Raw genomic sequence first — 19134 nt, 5'->3', positions numbered from 1 at the left:
GCAGACGCGGCGGCCCTTCTCCAGTAGGTTGTCGGCGAGCCTTGCTAACAGAACTCGGAGTACTGATGCGCTACACCACCTCAGCGCCACCCGTCCAAGCCCCAGGGGACCTCGACGCGATTGGGTTGAGGGCAGGGACGGACAAGTCGTCCAAGTATCACGGGTATCTCACTGTCTATGAGCAGCACGTGGCGCACCTCCGGAACGAGGACATGACTGTCCTCGAGGTTGGCGTCCACAAGGGCGCATCAACGCGCATGTGGGAGGAGTACTTTCCGAACGCACAGATTGTCGGGGTAGACATCAGCCCAGCATGCAAGGAGCTCGAAGGTGGCCGGATCCGTGTCGAACTAGGTGACCAAGGGGACCTTGATTTCATTGGTTCGCTCGCTGACAGATATTCCCCCCGTATAATAATTGAGGATGGTTCACACAGGTGGGGTCACCAGATCACCAGTTTCGAAATCTTGTACCCCGTTGTTGAACCAGGGGGGGTGTATGTGGTCGAGGATATCCACACAAGTTTCGGGTCCTACATTGACACTTACTCGGGAGGGCATCCTGAATCGGCCTTTGACTATGTGGCTCAAATTGCGAGGGGCTTCGTCGCTGGTGTAGTGGCAGACCCCCCGCGCTCAGAGTTCGAGGCCTACTGCCGTGAGACGTTCGAGTCCGTGACTCTTATTGGCCATGCTGTGATCATCCGAAAGAAGCCGACCGCAGGTCAGACGTGGCGGCGTGCTTCGCTGGACAGGATCGTCCGGGGTGCGTCCTCGGTGCGAACCACGCCGTACGACCGGATAGGAGGCGAACTGTACGGGGCAAATGGCAACGTTGTAGCCTCATTTGACCGAATCATTCACCAGTCTCCAGTTGACCTCGGCACCGTGTCGAGCGGCGTGCTCGAAAACGCCACTACGCTGGGGGCAGCCGTCTTGACCTCCTCGGGTGAAATTCTCGAGGAGTCCATCAACTGCATTGCTAATGTGCCAAAATATCAGGGGATGGATCGGCAAGCAGGAGCCACGAGATGGGTGGCCCGACGCAAGTTCGATCCCTCAGAAGGGCCCAAGCGTGCTGGTCGAACACCGGTCTTTCTCAAGAGCGCCTGGGACAGCAATTACGGACATTGGCTCGTCGACGCATTCGCCAAATTGAGCCTCCTCCCAGTCTTGAATCTGCGCGATAAGCCCCTTTTGATCGTTTCGGAGCAGCGTGGACCCATGAAGGCCGTCGTTTCCGATTGTCTCGAGCTTGCGGGCTTTGGGAGCGACGACGTTGCGTGGGTAGGTGAGGGCCCTTGGGAGTTCGATTCCTTGGGTGTTCTGGGTAGCCTGTCATGGCATCCAACATCGAAGGCGCCCGAAGCAATCCAGTACCTAGAGCATGTAACGCGAACGGTGGAACCAGCGGGCTCTGAACGGATCTACGTCAGCAGGAATGCATATGGTCGTCGGCGCCTGCTGGACGAAGATCGAATCGTGTCTAGTCTGAGCGCCCGAGGGTTTGAATTCGTGAACCCTGAAAAGATGACCTTTCTGGAGCAGGTAGCCACCTTTAAAGCGGCTCGAGTGGTGGTTGGCAACATGGGCGCAGCGCTCTCGAACCTGGCCTTCAGTAAGTCAGGGGTCCAAGTCGCAGCACTGGCTACAGAAGCCATGCCCCATGACTTTTTCTACGACATTGTGTGCCACAAGCGCGGGTCGTACTTAGGGGTTCAAGGAGAATCGGGCGACGCTCAGCGGGACATGTCCTCCGACTTCTCAATTGGGGACGTCGGCAAGGCGCGGCTCCTGGAATGGGTGGACGAGCGGATCTAGCGCACGTGCCTGGCGCCAAGCCAGCGACCGTGGGCACGGCCCACCATGCCCAGTATCGTGCCTCGGGACGCAAACGATCGAGGCTGGTGAAGCCTGTCTGGTTTATGTGCGGTCCCAAGCTTGCATGTGGTCCACGTCAAGTTCCTGCATCCATCCGAGTCGCTCCGCAATTCGCTGCCGGGACAATTCGCGCCATTGCGGAGGGATCGCACTGTCGACAGCCGGTGAGTACGCTCGTCCCATCCACTCGGTCCGTTCCAGGCTGGCTCTGGGGAGTTTCGTGGCCAGACGTGACAGCCCACCTGGCCAGTCTTCCCGAGGGAGTCGCGCGATCACCCACTCGTACTGAGCTTGCATGTAGAAAGGGGGGTCCGCAGCAAACGGACCCCAGCCTGGAGCATCGTCAGGAATGGAGCGGGCCCCCGTGGCGTCACCGGTGATCACAGCCCGAATCAAATCCTTCCGAATGCACTTGCTGCAACGGTGGCAAGCGTCTTCGACGCTGCCAGCAACGCATGACCGAGCGAAGTTCTTAAGATCGGACTTGAGGGTCAGCTCCATGGTTCCAATCTCAGAGATGCCAACCAGTGGCCTCATGACAGGCATGCCGACGAGTCGGGGCAGTGGATCGATTCCCGATTCAGTCGGAGGCGGACCCGTCCATCGACGACCCATGTCCATGTATCTGGTTTCGAGCGTGCCGCCCAAAACAAGAGCGCCCGCGTCCAAGTGCTCACTGAGCAACAGCGGGCCCACGGCAAATCCAAACCAATGTGGGAGCGATGGGTATGGGTCGACGATGTGCTCGAAGTCGGTCCGGGTTATATAAACGTCGCGACCGCGGTCACCGGCAGCAGTTACCAGCGATTCAATCGCGTCCGCTCTGTAGGTGCCAGGGTCCGGAACGGCAGGGTGGCTCACCCTCCGGTGGTGAACGTGCGGGAACTCTGGAAACAGTGCAGAGGCTGCTGTCGAGTCGAATCCGGCGCTGTACGAAAGGACCGGAACGCTGCCTTGGCTGCGTGGTTTGAGGTACTTGTGCACTGGACCAACTTCGATCCTGAACAGTCGGAACACCTCGTCCTGGAATTCTTGCGAGACGCCTCGAGTCACCTGAAGCGAGGAGCCGATCCACGGCCGTACGATGGTGAGGACGGCTAGAGCCTCCGCGTCCGGGTGCGGAGCTTTGACGGGGGCTACCGGAAGTTCGACGTGAATCTGTTGAGCTTTGAAGCCGATGTCAGTGCCGCTTTGCCCAGGGCCCCGATGGCGGTCGTCGGCTTCGAGGCCGAACCTCAGAGTCCAACACTGGACGTCGAAGTGGGAGTGGGTGAGCATTCTTGGAGTCTAGCGGGAACTTGAGATTGCTTGGCCACTTGTGACGGGGCGAGGGACCTCCGAGGACCGCGACCGGATGGCGCGCCCCAAGCAACGTGCGATGGATCCCACGTCTCCGACTCTCGCCTCATACTCGTACGCGCGCTTCTCCAGTTCGCTGCCTGGAGCCACAACCACCATTACTTCTGCGCCCGTTCCGAGATAGTCGCTGATTTTGGACGGCAGGAACGGATTTGCGACGGGGAAATCTCCGCCCTGGGTGTCGAACACGAGCAGATAGTCGTACTTGGCGGCCACAGACATGAATCGCGTGTAGGGCAGTGCTCGTTTAGCGTGGACAATGTCGCCCAGCTTCATGCGTTTGATGACGCCTTCGCTCTGGGTGACATTCGGGGTGAATAGGTCAACACTCAAGCGGTCTTGGTCGCTGGGCGGCAGGATGCGAATAGCTTCCAACAGCGCGCCTAGGCCGCGATTGGGATAGAGGCTTCCGAAATATCCGAAGTGGACGCGTCCATTGTCCTCTGGCCCCGGCCCGTCGGCCAGATTCGCCCACGAAGACGGTGGGGTCGGGTGCGCACTTACAACGCTCTTCTGGAAGACCACGTCTGCCATTCGTCCATCTGGCAGGTCCCCCAGCATCAACTCCCGTTGTTGGTCGTTCGTAAAGATGATCTCGTCCGCGAGCGCGAACGGGAGGAACTGCACAAGCTGGAGAGTCTCGGGCCGATCGCCCAAGAGGCGTTGGTATCGTGCGGGCAGTGCGCGAACGAGACTTCTTGTCATCTTGTTGTGCGGCAACGTCGGACTGTGCCGGGTCTTGCCGTCTACGTGCCATAACAGCGGGTCCGAGAATTCCGCTTGCCACGTCGTCTTGGGTGACCTAACCCGAATCGCTCCGGCCAGCAAGTGCGAATGTGGCCACATGGTTCGCGAGTACATTCTGTCGTACCTGCTCAAGGGGCCCTTGGCGATCAGTCTGGCGAGGCCCTGATCGATGAAGGACTCCAAGGAGGACCAAGTCAAGAACTGGACGGGTCCGCGCAGGATGTGGCGCTCCTGAACGAACGGCGCAACCAACTGCCAAAGCGTTTCATCGCGCGGTCGGACTTTGGACAAGTCCTGCATCACGACGTGAACGTCCTCACCCGCATCAACAATCCGCTTAGCTGCCGTGACCGCAGAAGCGTCTGAGAACGGTGGGAAATTGTAGGTGATAACCAATCGTGGCTCAGCGGTCATCGTTCACGCTCCCGCGAGGCCAAGTCCGACGGAATCCAGAAGAAGCGATACCTCGGGCGGCAGAGCATGCGCGCGATCGGTGACGAGGATGCGTCCCTGCAGATCGGCAGCCAAGAGAGCGCCCAGGCCGAGAAGTTGGATTTGATGTGCGTTTTCCAATGCAGGTGGCCGAAGGAGGTAGAGGGAGCTGGGGATTGCCGTGCGATCTGGCGCCGATGCGAAGGACTCCTGACGAGCCAGTGAAGTGAGGCTGAGCAGATGCTCCTTCATTCGCGAAGGTGATTCCGTCTCAGGCGTCGTGATGCGGATGCGGCGAGCGCCTGGGAGGATTGGCCAATCTCCCCCACGAACTGGACTCGGCAAGGTGGTTCGTGCGCCGAAAAACTGAGTAATCCGGTTGGCGACGAGTGGTGATATTGCCTCGGGGAAAACTATCGTCCCGGCAATCCAGGGGTGGAACAGCATCGCAAGTGCGACCGCTGTCCGGTCCGGCGTCATCGACTTCACTGGGGCGCCCACGTCGAAGCGTTGAATTGGCGGCACGCCGTCGAATTCCTCGCCCGTGCAGTGAAACACTGTTCGCACGCGGTCGACAGCCATTGTGAACTTCATCGAGCATCTACCTTAGTCAACTGGGAAAGCGAAATGACTGCTGGGCGGCATCGAAGTTCGACGCTTGCACCAGCTGGGGCTATGGCACGTACTCGGTTCAAGGCTGAAATTCCGTCACTCTTGTTCTCCAGGGCGGCCATGACAAGGCGGTGATGTGAGAATTCGTCGATCACGTCGCGTCGAAGAACGCAGGTCAGGCCCGACATGCGTTCCAACCCGTGGAACACTCCTGCGATCCCTGAGTCGTTCGCGAAACTGACGACTATCCAAGTGGCCGCAGTGGGGTCGCTCGTGTAGATCCTGCTGCATTCGTCCATGACGACATCGATTTCTGTTGAATCGTCGACGGTTGCCATCGAGGTGCGGCTACGAGCAGTAGCTTCTCCCAGAACGGTCGATTCGCGGGTTGACCGCATCAGCGATACGTCGGCGAATGACAGGCCCGAATGCCTGACGATCGAGAACAACTCGGTGCCTTCACCGTCTGTCACTAGCGTAGATCTCATCAGCCCGCTTGAGAGTTTCGAGGTTGCCTCGACGGCCAAATCGTGCGCAGAGGGCGTGACGAGGATAAAGTCGTACTGCTCATCGTAGGTTTCGGCCGCAAGTTTGGTGGCAGGCTCGAGGTGGCCCGCGATTTGGAAATTGTCGAGCCAAGATTTGTCGCTGCCGCCCCACTCCAATCGTCGGCGGGAGTCTGCGCTCTTGGCGAGGTCCTGCTGGAGTTCGATCTCGGCTGGAGCCGTGAACACGCTGCCCAGCGCTTCTTCTGCGGTTATGAAAACACCGCCCCGTAGGATTGCGTACAAGAGATCCTCGGGGGACCCTGACTGTGCGCCCGAAAGCCCGTCGAGAGCGTTCTGACGTGGGATGAGGACAGAACTCCATGGATTAGGGAAGGTGTTCAGGATCGAGGCCGCGACGGGGGAGAAAACTCCGCTGGACGATCTGGTTACCATTGCCGTGGAGTCTGCGATTGCGCGGCCAGAGGTTGATGTGAGGTTTACGAGTCGCTCGAGGCGATTGCTGACGTGGAGCTGACGTCGGGCGTGCAAAGTGATGAAGGTTCCGCGTGAGTGCTTGATAGCAGCTACCCAGCCGTCATCCAGCCGAGGAGCCACTGCAACTCGGGGATCGTTGAAGAACCTCTGCCAGGACGAATCGCCCCCGACCAGAACGATCTCGATGTCAGTCAATGTCTGGCCCAGCAACGTGGAGATCTCGACGGCGCCGTCGGATGGATCCGTGTACTCCTCGCAGTTGACCATGACGCTCACCACCGGGGGCGCTTCAGGGTGACGGTGAGTCCACCGGACCACGTTGCGTACGGTGGTGTTGTCGTTCGTGTGGAGCTCTCTGTTCCGCTTTATGGCGGCCGTGGCTGCAGGGTCTTGCGCGGCGGCGGCACTGGTCGAAGGGTGCCACACGTGGTACATGCGAACCGACGGCTCGTCGAGCCAGTGGATGGTGGCCCCAGATCTGCGGAGTCTCTTGAGGTAGTCGATGTCTTCGCCACCGTACGTGTGCATGCGCTCGTCGTAGCCACGCAACTTCAGGTACGTGTCGCGGTGGGTTGCGACCAACCCTCCGCACCCCCATCGAGGGCGCACCGTGGCAACGGTCGCAAGGTCCTGCCAATCCGGATCCAACAAATCTTGTTCCGTGACGCTGTATGGGAGATCTCGTGACTGCAGAATAATGGCCTCGGACGGGGCTTCGGACAGACGCTCGACGACTCTTGCCAGTGCGTGCGGGGTGAAGATCATGTCAGCGTCGGTGTTCATGAACACCCGCCCTGTGGCATGGGCGAATCCAGCGTTCTGGGCCCTGCCGCTTGACCACGTCCCGTCCGTCTCAGTGCGGATCACGGTCGCACCGGCCGCTTCGGCGGCTGCGCGGACTGCCTCGGCGTTTTCGCTACCGTAATCAGAGACGATGACTTCGTGAGGGTGACCAGAAAGCGAGGCGTGGATTGACGAGACGCATCTGGCCAGCCGGTCTGTACCCCAGTCCTTGAACCCGATTACAACAGAAGCGTCCAGGTCAGTCATCGATTTCCTCCGCGAGGTATGCCGCTACGGTTGTTTCCGTTGGCGCGTCGTCGTCCATCGGGAGGAAGATCAACGGTCCAACGGTAGTGACATCTAGCTGTGGTGAATTGAACGGCCTCACTTCGACCTCGATCTCCGAGACGTAAACGTCCGACTCTTGCGGAGGGAGCAGAATCTCCTGGCCGGGCGGGGAAGCTGGCAAGTAGGCGAAGTTCGCGTCGAAGCGTTCGCTGTAGAACCATCCCTCGCGACGCAAGGAGTGAATGGGTTCACCGTCAGGGTCGCGGGGGTGAACGACGACCACCGCGCTCTTACTGTGTGGTACGTCGTCTCCGAAGGTCAGGGCCATTTGCCAGCGGCGTACTGGCACGTCAGGGTCGACTCTGAACCTCATGCGCTTGGTCATCTGCTACTACTCCTAGAAGGGACGTCTGGCCACGTTATCGGCTGGAATGTGACTAGAGGGGCCAGGCCCAGACCCTGGGTTCGCTCCAAAGGGCAGCCGGGGCAGGATGGCGATCGAATGGGTGCTCACAGCCGCGACTCGTCTCCGAACCACATGAGCATCGTGCTCGCCCAGTACAGGTGGCGCACCCTACTGCGGTTCCACGTGCCCGTGCGGGCCAGGTCTTGCAGGTACGACACGTTGACGACCTCGGCGTAGGTGCTCAGGTCGGTCTGCTCGATCACGCGCCGCAGGACGGCCTGGGTCGACTCGAGGTTGACCGACTGCCAGAAGATGATGTCGAGCGCCTTTGCCCGCTTCAGCACGATCTCGCGGCGCTCTGCCGACATCGGTGCAGGAGCGGGTCCGCTGGTGGGACGCGCGGGCTTCACCGACCAGGTCACCTGGCCCTCGGGGAAGGGCAGGCCAAGCCGCGGTCGTCGCTGTCGCCGGTACTCGATCGAGGAGCGGTCCTTGTCGAAGGGGTAGCGCGAGAGGTCGTGGCCGAAGGACTCGAGCAGGTCGTACCCGAGGACGTTGGCCCGCCGTGCCATCCCGGGCAGCTCGCACGCGGCCTGCAGGGCGCTGACGGAGTACAGCGGGTTGACCCGCGCCCCCACACGGCTCCAGCTGAGCGAGGTGGCGCCCATGTGGTAGCGGTTGCGCACGTCGGAGTAGTAGACGTCGCCGACGAAGTCGGCGGGCACGCCTGACTCGTGGATGCTGGTGAGCACGTCGGTGAGCCGCCCGGCGAGCAGGTCGAAGGCGCGTGGGCTGAGGATGCCCTGGTCGGGAGCCGAGCCAACCATCGCGGTCATCAGAGCGCGCCCGTCCGCCCACGGAGCCGGACCCTGCCCGGTGATGGCGTGCGTGTAGAAGGAGCGGAAGAGCTCGCCGTAGCCACCGCCGGCCGCGATGACGTCGAGGGGGTCCTCGGTGCCGGTCGGCCCGACGTTGGACATGCCCGCCGTGTACCCGAGCAGGGCGAGCTGCTGGTCGCTGAAGCTGCCCACGTGTTGCGGGACCAGGCCAGCCGACGCGGAGCGCACCAGACCCAGCGTGCGGGCCAGCCCGTCGGCGACCTCACGGTCGCGGGACTCCGGCGGTCCGCTGCAGAAGAACTCGAAGCGGTCCTGCACACCGGCCTCGAGGATCGCGCCGAGCACCATGCGCGAGTCGAAGCCGCCGGTGAGGTGAGCGATGCGCTCTTCGGTCGGAGCCGCGGCGATGACGGCGATCGAGTCGAGGACGTCGGCCCGCACCGTGGCCAGGCCCTCGTAGTAGCTGCGCGGCTCGTCGAGGGAAGGCGCCACGTCGTAACGGACCTCACGCAGCCCGCCCGACGTGATGTCGAGGTGGGTGAAGGTCGGGACCCGGCGCCCACCCACATGGCTCGTCTCGTAGAGACCGCCGCTCCCGAAGACGGTGCGCTCGACCTGGTACATCAGGTCCTTCTCCGGCCGCAGGCCGAGGTCGTCGAGCATGCCGATCAGGGCGGCGTAGTCGGAGGAGAGGACCTGCACCCCGCCGACCTCGTGGACGAAGACGGTGGCCCCGCCCAGGGCGTCGGGCAGCACGACGAGCCGCTCGGTCGGGGCGTGCCACACGTACGCGCAGGAGGCCTGGCGGGCGTGCCGACCCCACCAGTGGGCGAAGGGAGCAGGCTCACGACCACCCCACACCTGCAGCAGTTCAGCGCCGGAGCGCAGCAGCCGGCCGTCGGCGATCGTGACGCCGTCGAGCGAGACCGTCCCGTCGGCACCTTCCGCCGTCTGCGGCCCGCGGGACCAACGTGCGTGGACGCCAGAGCTCAGGGCCGTGAGTGCTGCGGGCCGGGGGAGCCCGTCGAGGGAACCCACGACGATGACCGTCCCGGGGGCGATCCCGCCGCTGCCGCCTGCAGCATCCTGCGGGGCCACGGTCATCGAGACCCACCTCCGTCCGTCGTGCCGAACCCTTGGACATCTGCGTTCGCCAGCATCTCCGCATCGCTCGCATCCCACGTGTGCTCACCGGCTCCGCGGCGCACCTGGACGAACTCGAAGCGGTCGGCGGAGTAGATCCGACCACCGGTCTCGACGACGCGTCGCAGCAGCCCGGTGTCCTCGCCGATCTGGGCGTCGGGGAAGCGATGCTCGAGCGCGACCGAGCGCGGCATGACCATCGTCGGTCCGGCGACGAAGTCGGTGAACCGGTGCTCGCGCTCGGGGAAGCGCACGAGGTGCGCCGACTGGCTCTCGAGGTACATCTGGTGCGCCTGCTTGCCGACGACGTCCGCCCCCGAGTACTCGAGGGCCTGCAGGCTGTCGAAGAGGTAGTACTCGCCGTAGAGGTCGTCGTCGTCCATCTTGGCCACCACGTCGCCGCTGGCCGCATCGACGAGCCGGTTGAGGCAGGTGCCGAGGAGGACGTCTTGGTCGGCGTGCAGCACGACGAGGTCCTCGATGCCGTGCTTGGCGGCGAGCTCCCGCACCCGAGCCTCATCGTCGAAGCCGTGCATGAGCAGCGCGAGCTGGACCGTGACGTCACGCTGCCGTGCCACCTGGGTGATGACGTGCTCGAGCTGGTGCGGCCGGTTGGTCGAGACGAGGGCCGTCACCGTGCGCGGCTGCCGCACGTGCTGCTCGAGGCCGACCCGACGCAGGACGTCGTCGACCCTCGCGGCATACGTGTGCTCGCGCCAGATCCGGCGCTGGGCGAGGTGGACCGTGCGGTCGCGCAGCAGCGGGCTGCGCACGAGCGCCCGCAGCATCCACTCCGCCTCCTGCGGCTCGGACACCCGGATCACCTCGTCGTCGGGGAAGAAGGCATCGAGCGCCGGGCTCGGGGTCGAGACCACTGGCGTGCCGCACGCGGAGATCTCGAAGACGCGACGGGCGCACATGCTCGGGCTACCGACGATTGAGTTGACGTTGAGGAAGACCTTGAAGACCCGGTAGGCGGTGAGGGTCTGGCGGTAGCTCAACGAGCCGACGACGTGCTCGTCCAGGGGGGCCGGGAACTGATAGTTGGGGTCCCCGCCCTGGAAGCGCGAGAAGATCTCCAGCCCCCGCTCCATCCGCGGCGAGACCCGGGCGGCGGCACCGAGGAGCAGATCCATCTGCTCTCTCCGCTCGGGGTACTTGTGGGCGAAGTACATGCCGGCGAAGGCGATGTCGCGCTCGGCGTGGCCCTGCTGCGGTCGGATCGGGTTGTGGATCCGCTCCTGCGCGGCGAAGGCCATGACGCCCACGCGGTCATGACCGAGCCGCTCCCGGTACCGCGGCACCATCTCGACGTCGGTGGTCAGCACATGGTCGAAGAGGGCGGCGGTGTCGACGAAGTCGTCGAAGTGGACCGGGTCCTCCTTGCACCAGAAGACGGTGGGCACCCGGGCCGCCCGGCAGTGCTCCACGAGAGCCACCAGCGCGGGGGAGGGGGCCGAGGGGCCGGTGAGCTGGTATCGCCACGTGCCACTGTTGCCGTGCCACGCCGACTCGACGAAGAGCAGGTCGATCCCCTCGGCGACCTGCGACTCCCACGCCGCCGGGGTCACCTCGACCTGGGTCCACTCGGGCGCGAGGGCCAGCCGGCTGAAGTCGTCGAGGACGACCCCCACGCGCAGGTCCGGCCGGCGCACGGGGCGGTCCGGCAGGGGCCACTCCGGCAGGGCCTCATCGCGGCGGACGACGACGCCGCCCTGACCGAGGCGCTGGCGGCGCCGCCAGGTGCGCACCTGCGAGAGGCCGCCCCGTCGCAGGTGCCAGAGCGCGGTCCGCGCAGTGGACATCGACATTTCGACCCAGCCTCCCCCGATGGAACACACGTGCGTGCACAACCTAGTGCGCGTCGCCCGGGTCGACGACCCAGGGTGCCCGGTGAGTCATACTGGTGCCTTGTGAGACGCGAACGCCTGTCGGGGGTCATGATCGGTCTGGTCGTGGTCCTCATCAACTTCGCCCTGGTGGTGGGCCTGGTCGCCTGGCTGCAGGGCGGCCCTGACCTGACCTCTCTCGACGACTCCTCGTCCACCTCCGCCGAGCCGAGCAACAGCTCGTCGTCGACCTCCGACAAGCCGGAGTTCGCGCAACCGCGGACCGTCCTCAAGGACGACAAGGACCCCTTCGTCACCGTCCTCGGTGGGGACGAAGGCGTCGGCGAAGGGGGCTGGGTCCAGAGCATGGCGTCCCAGGCCGCACAGCGGCACCGGCGGGTGAACTACAGCGCACTCGACCCGCAGGACCCGACGAAGTATGAATCCTCCTCCGGCGACGGCGAGGGCAAGCGTCTGGGGATCCGCAACGGGTCGGTCAAGGGCAGCTCGCCGTCGTATGCGACCAACCGTCTGCGCTTCCTCCTGCCGCGCAACACCGACGTCGTCGTCATCAGCTACCACCCGACCTCGACCAAGGGGCTCGACCGCGATCTCAACGACCTGCTGAAGAAGGTGAAGGGCCAGGCGCGCAAGGCGACCGTGACCCTCGTGCTCGGCCCCAACGCCGCCGACGGCTCGGGGCGGACGGTGCGCAAGCGCCAGCGCGACTGGGCCGAGCGCAACGGCGTCCCGACGATCGACGTGCACCACGCCTTCTCCAAGGCGAGCGGCCAGGAGCTGCGCTCGGAGTGGGAGGACACCCACCTGACCGCTCAGGGCTCCGACCTCTGGGCCCGCACGGTCCTCGCCAGGCTCATCGGCGCGGGTCAGGCCGCGCCCAGCTTGACCTCCACGACCGAGGCGGTGCCCCCGGTCGAGCCCACGACGGAGACGACCACCGAGCCGGTGCCCACCGACACCCTGACCGAGACCGAGACCACGCCCGTCGAGCCCGAGGCGCCCGTCGAGCCCGAGGCGCCCGTCGAGCCCGAGGCGCCCGTCGAGCCCGAGGCGCCCGTCGAGCCGACCTACGTGCCGCCTGCACCGACGTCGACCTACAACCCGCCGCCCCAGCCCACCGAGTCGCCCTCGGACGACACGTCGACCACCTCGGAGGGTGACTCCGGGACGGCGGACCCGACGACCGACCAGCTCAGCTCGTCGCCGTCGGTCGGCGACTCCTCGAGTTGACCCGAGCCCGCCGCCGACGCGCCCAGGTGACGATCTCCGGGCCGGCCGCCCACGCGCCCCCGACGCCGACGGCGACGACCGTCGCCGCAGGCAGCGGCAGCCGACGCGCAGCCCGCCCGAGAGCGGCGACGAGCAGGGCGTGGGCGCCTGCCACCTGCACGTGCGACCACCCGTGGTCGTGCACGAGTCGCTGGTAGGCGTGCTCCCGGTGCGCGGCCATGAGGTCGCGTCCGGCGAGGGCGCGGCGGGCGAGGGTGACCCCTGCGTCGAGGAGGTACGGCGCCAGCGGCAGGGCCAGGCGCACGGCGACCCGGGGTTCGGCGCGGGTGATCGAGGTCCCGACGAGCGAGCCCAGCAGATAGCTGCCGGAGTCGCCGAGGAAGAGACGCGCACGGGGCAGGTTCCACGGGAGGAAGCCCAGCCCGGCACCGGCGACCGCCTGGCCGGAGGGCGAGTCGGGTTCGACCCGCGCGGCGTGGGCACCCCAGGCCAGGGCGGTGAGGCCCGAGATCCCGTTGATGCCGTCCATGAAGTTCACGACGTTGACCGCAGCGGGGACGACCACCGCGCCACGCGCGATTCCAGCCGCTCCCGTTGACCCTGCGAGGGCACCGGCCGCGAGCTGAGCCGAGAGCCGGGCCACGGCCGGTAGGCCGCGCCGGTCGTCGGCGAGACCAACGAGAGTGAGGGCCGCGACGCCCACGAGCTCGCGGCCGGGGGCCGGGTGCGGGTGGGCGGCGACCGCCGTGGCGACGCCGAGCGCGCAGGCCACCCCGCCGCCCCGAGGGATCGGCGCAGCGTGGGACGAGCGGTCGTTGGGCACGTCGAGCATGTCGATGGCGACGAGCCCGGCCCGCACGAAGGGGGCGGCGGCGGCGGTGACGGCAGCGGCGCCCAGAGCGGGCAGGAGGGAGTGAGAGCCGTCGCTCACGACAGGTGCGGCAGCGCGTCGTCCCTGACCGCCGGGGTCGGTGCGACACCGACGTGCTCGAGCATGAGGACGAGGGCCTCGTCGTCCGGGGGACCCTGGTGGTGCTCGAGTGCCTCGGGCCGGATGCCCGGGACGGGCACGTGCGAGACGCGGGGGTGACCCGAGCCGAGGATCGTCTCTCCGTCGCCGTAGAGCTCTTCGCGCAGCTTTTCGCCCGGGCGCAGGCCCGTGTAGACGATGTCGACATGTTGGCGTCCCGACAGCGAGATGAGCGTGTTGGCCACCTCGTTGATCCGCACCGGCTGGCCCATGTCGAGGACCATGACGTCGCCGTGCTGACCGACCGCCGCGGCCTGCAGCACGAGCTGGCAGGCCTCCTCGACGAGCATGAAGAACCGCTCCGCTTGCGGGTGCGTCACCGTGACCGGCCCGCCCCGCTCGATCTGATCGGTGAAGACCCCGATGACCGAGCCGCGTGAGCCGAGCACGTTGCCGAATCGCACACTGACGAAGGTGCCCCGGCCCTGCCGGGCGAATCCCGCGGTGAGCCGCTCGGTGAGGCGCTTGCTGTACCCGAGGACGCACGTGGGGTTTGCGGCCTTGTCCGTCGAGACGTTGACGAAGGTCGACACACCCGAGCGCTGCGCCGCGCGCAGCACGTTGAGCGTCCCGAGGACATTGGTCTTCCACGCCTCGGCGGGGCTCTTCTCGAGGATCGAGAGGTGCTTGAGGGCCGCGGCGTGGAAGACGACCTGCGGGGCGTGGGCGTCGAAGACCTCGCGCAGCCGGGCGGCGTCACGGATGTCGGCGAGGACGATGTCGTCGCCCTCGAAGAGCCCGCGACCGGTGAGGCTGAGCTGGGTCGCCTGGAGCGCGGTCTCGTCGCGATCGAGCAGGACGAGGTGCGCGGGGGAGTACTTGGCGATCTGCCAGCACAGCTCGGACCCGATGGAGCCGCCGGCGCCGGTGACGAGCACGCGTCGACCGGTGACGCACCGGGCGATCGCCGTCGCGTCGAGCTGGACCGGCTGGCGGCCCAGCAGGTCGCTGAGGTCGATGGTGCGCAGGTTCTCCGTGGCAGGGCGGCCCATGAGCTCGGACGCCGGCGGGAGCACGAGCAGCTCGAGGCCGGCCTGGGCGGCCCGGTTGCGCAGGTCGATGAAGAGCTCGGGGGTGGCGCTCGGGACGGCGATGGCGAGGGTCGTCGCGTCCTCGCGGTCGGCGACGGCACCGAGGTGCTCGCGGCGGCCGCGCACCCGGATGCCGTCGATGCGCAGCCGGCGCTTGCGGGGGTCGTCGTCGAGGATCGCCACGGGGTGCATCTGGCTGTCGGGGTCCCGCAGCATCGCGCGGACGATCTGGCGGCCCCCTTCGCCGGCGCCGAAGACGACGACCCGCTTCGCGTCGACGTGCGGGCCCGTGCCCGAGCGCATGGCGCGGATGACGAATCGTGCGCCGAACATCCCGACGAGGGCGATGGCCGCGGCGGTGACCGGCACCGAGCGCGGGACGAAGATCGGGTCGGAGGCGAAGTTCAGCACCATGACGACCGCACCGACGATCGCCACGAGCTTGGTCACCGAGTAGACCTCCTCGAAGGACCCCGGCTCGTGCCGGACGAGGTAGGGCCCGATGAGGATGCCGAGGACGAGGTGGATCACCGCGACGCCGCCCACGGCCATGGCGAGCCGGTCCTTGTCGACGAGGGTGACGTCGAGGTCGTAGCGCAGGATCGTGGCGGCGACGAGGGCGACCGCCCAGATGATGAGGTCGACGATGGCCCACGCGGCCAGAGGGCCGCGGCGACTGGCACGCAGGGGGGCGCGAGATGCACTCACGTGGCGACCTTTCGCTCGGCGGGCGGACTCATCCGCAGGCCATCATGGCAGGCTCTATCGTCACGTGGGTCACTCTGGACGTCATGTGGGATCACTCGTCACTCCCGGCTCACCGGATGTCGACGGCGAGGACGTGGTCGCTCGCCCCCACGACGAGCCGGTCGTCGGCCCGCACGATGCCCCTCGCGGTGACGCCCTCGGAGACCGGTGTCGCCGTGCGCAGGTTGATCGGGTCGACCGCGTAGAGCCGGCCGTTGGTCCGCAGGAAGAGGTACCCCCGGTGGGTCACGAGGTCGGTGCTGCGGAAGGTCGGGCTGTCCCCGACGGGTGTGGGGTCGACGGTGATCGAGCGCAGGGTGTGCCCGTCGGTCGGGTCGAGCTCGTAGAGGGTCCCGCCGTCGGCCGCCCAGATCGTGCCCCGCGGGCCGACGGTGACGGTGAGTGACTGGGCCCCCTCGGCCGGGGCGACCGACCACGTGACCCGGCCCGACACCGGGTCGTAGCCGAAGACCCGCGCGCTCGGGGTCGTCGGGGTCGCGCCGAGACCGCCCCACCGGGACGTGCCGCCGTAGACGACCCCGTCTCGGGCGGTGAGCGAGACGACCGACTGGTCGCGCACGACGCCGCGGGTGAACCGCGTCATCCGGCCGCCCTGGATCGTGCCGATGCCGCCGCCGAGGACGCCGTACTTCGGCACGGTGCCGAAGAAGACGCGGTCTCCGTCAGTGGCCCATGCCGTCGGACGATCCTGGTCGTGGCTCTTCCCGAGCGCTGCCACCTCGACGAGGTCGCCGCCGCCCTCTGATGGGTCGAGCCGCCAGATGTGGGCCGATGTGTACGTCCCGAGGTAGTTCACGCCCCCGAGGGTCGTGCCGCCCTCGACCTCGCCGAAGGTGGGTGGCGCACCCGTGGTCAGGCCAGGGCGCAGTGCGCCACTGCGGGCGTCGACCATGGCCACCTGGGGCCCGGCATAGCCGCCCACCAGGGCGGTGCCGTTGCTCCCTTCGGCTAGCGCCTTGGTCGGCAGCGCCTCGGGACGGAGACGAAGGGAGAAGGTGTCCTCCCGACCGCTCTCGAGGTCGTGGGCGACCACGTCTCCCGTCGTCGGGTCGACGACGAGCAGCCACTCGGAGGCCCTTCCCCTGATGGTCGCCCGCACGACGTGGCGCTGTCCGATCGCTGGCGTCGCCGCCGGGCCGGTGGTCGAGCGTCCGGTGCGGGAGTCGATGCTCACGAGGTGGCGCGAGACGACGTAGTGGAACCGACCCCGGCTGTCGAGGGGCGTGGGCAGCTGGTCCGCGGCATTGACCGGGACGTCCCAGGTGCGCCGCTCGAGGTCGTACAGGCGGCGCTCCGTGGGCCGGTGGGAGCCGTCGGCGTTGGTGCCCGCAGGCACCTTGACCGCGAGGTAGCGTCCGAGGAGCTCGAGCTCGCTGAGGACGCCCTGCGTGGCCCGGCCGGGCAGGGCGATCACCGTGCGGTCGTCGGGGTCGTCGATCGCGACCCGGACGATCGCCGGCTGGCTCGTGCCGACCCCGACGTAGACGTAGCGATCGTCGACGGCGATGCTGCGCGCGTACTCCTGCTCGTGTCGCACCCGTCCGAGGTTCGTGATCTCGCCGGAGTCGGGGTCGACCCGCCAGAGCTCACCGCCCGGGTAGCTGCCGCCCCAGATCGTGCCGTCGGGTGCCACGGCCAGGTCGAAGACGGTGCGAGCCCCGCCGGTCACCTGCCCGAGGTCCTCGGCGGAGTCCGCCCCGGGGGTCCACCGGTAGAGGTGGCCACCGTCGCCGCCGGCGTAGAGCCGGCCGTCGCGGCCCACGACGACGGTCTGGCCGGTCGTCATGCCCGCCAGCTCGACCCGGTCCTCGAGCGCGCCCGTCTCGAGGTCGAGGACCTGCAGCCGGGTGGGCACCCCGGTGACGAGCGTCGCGACCTTGACCCGGCCGTCCTTGACGAAGGGAGCGCTCGTGCGCGTGCGTGCCGAGGCCCGCAGCGGGGTTCCCAGGTCGGTCGTCGAGAAGTCCAGGGGTTCGGCCGCCGGGGTCGGGGCCAGGGAGAACGCATCCCACGACGCGGTGCCGGTCCCGGCCACGGAGGTGCGCGGACGCACCGCGGCGAAGTGGGCGTCGTGCGGCGCGACGACGTCGGCGGCGGTCACGAGGCTCCAGCGCCCGGCGGCGCGCGCGCCCGACATGGTCCGGGTCCCCACCTCGCGACCCTCGGCGTCGTACCAGAGCACGTCGACGGCGGTCGTGCCGCTCACCGGGTGCACCCACCCGCGGAAGGTGTACGTCACGCCCGGGTCGACCCGCGTGCGCTCGCTCGTCGCGCTCGTCGCCCCCTTCGGCGTGGCGTCGGTGAGCAAGAGCGACCAGCGGCCGAGGCGGGCCCGGTCGGACGAGCGCATGGCGCTCGCCCCTCCGGATCCGGTCGTCTGCCACGAGCGGAGGGAGCCGTCGTCACCGGGTGACTGCTCGAGGCTCGCGTCGGGGATCGCCGAGTCCGTGACCCGCACGTCGTCCCACCACGTGCGGCCCGGCGCGTCGGAGCCCGAGGCGATCTGCAGCTCGCCGTAGCGCGCGCCCTCGGGGGCGGTGAGGTCCAGCGAGACGCGCTGCCACATCTCGACGGCGCCTGAGGTCGTGCGCGTCTCAAAGCCGAGGGTGTGGCCGGAGGCGTCGATCCACCGCACCCGCAGCTGCTGGTCGGTGCCGGTCTGGAAGGCACGTGCGCTCACGTAGTGGTTGCGGCCGGCGGAGGTGGCGAAGAGGGACCAGGTCGCCTGGGCGCGACCCGTGCCCGACGCGTCGTCGAGGAGGAGGGAGTGGTCGCCAGAGGACGCCTCGTCCGTGGATCGGCGGACGGAGCCCTGGGGTGGCTGCTCGAAGGTCCAGCCGTGGCTCTCGGGCGTGCCCGCCTCGAAGTCGTCGTACGCCGACGCGCCCAGGTGCCGGACCGGTGGGTCGTCGTGGAGGTGGACCAGAGCCAGCCCGGCGACGACGACCACCACGAGGATGCCGGTGAGCGCCACACGGGCGGTATTCCTCATCTCTGGTGCTCCGAGCGCTGGTGGGTTGGCCACGGTGGATCTTAGTTGCCGCGGACGTGGACCGATCGCGGTGCCCGCCCGCCCAACGACGTCGGCTCGCGGGAGGATGGAGGGCATGAGTGTGCGTCTCCTCGTCGTCTGCACGGGCAACATCTGCCGGTCCCCCTTCGCCCAGCTCGTGCTGCAGGAAGGGCTGGGCTCGGTGCGCCCAGGGGTCTTCGAGGTGTCGAGCGCGGGGACGGCCGCACTCGTGGGGGAGCCGGTGGCCGAAGGTAGCGCCCGCATTCTGCGGGGGAGGGGCATCGACGCCGCGGGCTTCGCCGCGCGTCGCGTGTCCAGAGACGTTGTGTCGGACGTCGACCTCGTCCTGACGATGGAGACAGCCCACCGCGGGGCGGTGCTGTCCCACGTACCGAGTTACCTCCAGCGCACGTACACACTCACCGAGGCGGCTCGCGTGCTCACGGCAGCCGGCGAGCGCGAGTCGTGGAGCGAGCGGCTGGCCGGCCTGACCACTGCGGAGGAGCGGTGGGCCGCGCTCCCTTCGCACTTGGCGCAGGAGCGGGGCCGCACGCGCGTCATCGAGGGCGCCGACGACATCGCCGACCCCTACCGCCGACCGCAGGAGGCCTTCGACCGGATGGCGGCCGAGGTGGACGCGGCGGTGGAGCAGATCGTGGCCTTCGAGCGGCAGTTCGATTAGCGAGACGCTTGCCCTTCGAGACGCTTGCCCTTCGAGACGCTTGCTGCGCAAGCTCCTC

The 19134-nt window shown here is 67.2% G+C and carries 13 protein-coding genes; 3 read left to right on the top strand and 10 right to left on the bottom strand.

The genetic code is table 11. From position 1 onward, the window contains the following. The first annotated feature begins 65 nt into the window (after window positions 1-65). Window positions 66-1820 (top strand): glycosyltransferase 61 family protein, encoded by a 1755-nt coding sequence (locus tag EXU32_RS10815; protein ID WP_130629913.1) that lies wholly within the window; start codon window positions 66-68, stop codon window positions 1818-1820. Between the two features lie 102 nt (window positions 1821-1922). Here EXU32_RS10815 and EXU32_RS17690 read toward each other — a convergent pair whose 3' ends face one another. From EXU32_RS17690 to EXU32_RS10785, 7 genes are all read right to left on the bottom strand, one after another. Further along, the gene (locus EXU32_RS17690; protein WP_431603066.1) at window positions 1923-2381 is read right to left on the bottom strand and encodes a DUF6395 domain-containing protein; all 459 of its coding nucleotides are present in this window, start codon (window positions 2379-2381) and stop codon (window positions 1923-1925) included. 786 nt (window positions 2382-3167) lie between these two features. Beyond that, window positions 3168-4400: a hypothetical protein gene (locus tag EXU32_RS10810; protein ID WP_130629912.1), complete on the bottom strand. Its 1233-nt coding sequence runs from the start codon at window positions 4398-4400 to the stop codon at window positions 3168-3170. A 3-nt stretch (window positions 4401-4403) separates the two neighbouring features. Next, window positions 4404-5000 (bottom strand): hypothetical protein, encoded by a 597-nt coding sequence (locus EXU32_RS10805; RefSeq protein WP_130629911.1) that lies wholly within the window; start codon window positions 4998-5000, stop codon window positions 4404-4406. 8 nt (window positions 5001-5008) lie between these two features. Next, complete coding sequence (locus tag EXU32_RS10800) at window positions 5009-7063, bottom strand: glycosyltransferase family 2 protein (protein ID WP_130629910.1); 2055 nt, start codon at window positions 7061-7063, stop codon at window positions 5009-5011. Next, on the bottom strand, window positions 7056-7469 hold the full coding sequence (locus tag EXU32_RS10795; RefSeq protein WP_130629909.1) for a hypothetical protein: 414 nt from the start codon (window positions 7467-7469) through the stop codon (window positions 7056-7058). The genes EXU32_RS10800 and EXU32_RS10795 overlap by 8 nt, the downstream gene beginning before the upstream one ends. Before the next feature lie 125 nt (window positions 7470-7594). Beyond that, the gene (locus tag EXU32_RS10790; RefSeq protein ID WP_130629908.1) at window positions 7595-9433 is read right to left on the bottom strand and encodes a hypothetical protein; all 1839 of its coding nucleotides are present in this window, start codon (window positions 9431-9433) and stop codon (window positions 7595-7597) included. Beyond that, window positions 9430-11283, bottom strand: coding sequence for a glycosyltransferase family protein (locus tag EXU32_RS10785; protein ID WP_130629907.1), 1854 nt, complete (start codon window positions 11281-11283; stop codon window positions 9430-9432). The genes EXU32_RS10790 and EXU32_RS10785 overlap by 4 nt, the downstream gene beginning before the upstream one ends. Window positions 11284-11385: 102 nt before the next feature. Here EXU32_RS10785 and EXU32_RS17170 point away from each other — a divergent pair, with 102 nt between their 5' ends. Next, window positions 11386-12552 (top strand): SGNH/GDSL hydrolase family protein, encoded by a 1167-nt coding sequence (locus EXU32_RS17170; RefSeq protein ID WP_165399648.1) that lies wholly within the window; start codon window positions 11386-11388, stop codon window positions 12550-12552. Here the strand turns inward: EXU32_RS17170 and EXU32_RS10775 are convergent. The 3 genes from EXU32_RS10775 to EXU32_RS17165 all read right to left on the bottom strand — a co-directional run bounded on the left by EXU32_RS10775 (window position 12515) and on the right by EXU32_RS17165 (window position 18373). Next, window positions 12515-13483, bottom strand: a complete 969-nt coding sequence (locus EXU32_RS10775; protein ID WP_130629906.1) for a glycosyl transferase — start codon at window positions 13481-13483, stop codon at window positions 12515-12517. The genes EXU32_RS17170 and EXU32_RS10775 overlap by 38 nt on opposite strands. Beyond that, window positions 13480-15321 (bottom strand): nucleoside-diphosphate sugar epimerase/dehydratase, encoded by a 1842-nt coding sequence (locus EXU32_RS10770; RefSeq protein ID WP_242612760.1) that lies wholly within the window; start codon window positions 15319-15321, stop codon window positions 13480-13482. The genes EXU32_RS10775 and EXU32_RS10770 overlap by 4 nt, the downstream gene beginning before the upstream one ends. A 109-nt stretch (window positions 15322-15430) precedes the next feature. Further along, window positions 15431-18373, bottom strand: coding sequence for a hypothetical protein (locus tag EXU32_RS17165; RefSeq protein WP_165399647.1), 2943 nt, complete (start codon window positions 18371-18373; stop codon window positions 15431-15433). A 115-nt stretch (window positions 18374-18488) separates the two neighbouring features. Between EXU32_RS17165 and EXU32_RS10760 the strand changes: the two genes are divergently transcribed. Further along, entirely contained in the window at window positions 18489-19076 is a 588-nt protein-coding gene (locus EXU32_RS10760) for a low molecular weight phosphatase family protein (RefSeq protein ID WP_165399646.1), read from the top strand. Window positions 19077-19134 lie beyond the last annotated feature (58 nt).

Source organism: Janibacter limosus (assembly GCF_004295485.1).
In the GTDB taxonomy this organism is placed as follows: Bacteria; Actinomycetota; Actinomycetes; order Actinomycetales; family Dermatophilaceae; genus Janibacter; species Janibacter limosus_A.
Note: the sequence above shows the minus strand (reverse complement) of the source record. Positions and strands in the feature narration are given on the sequence as shown.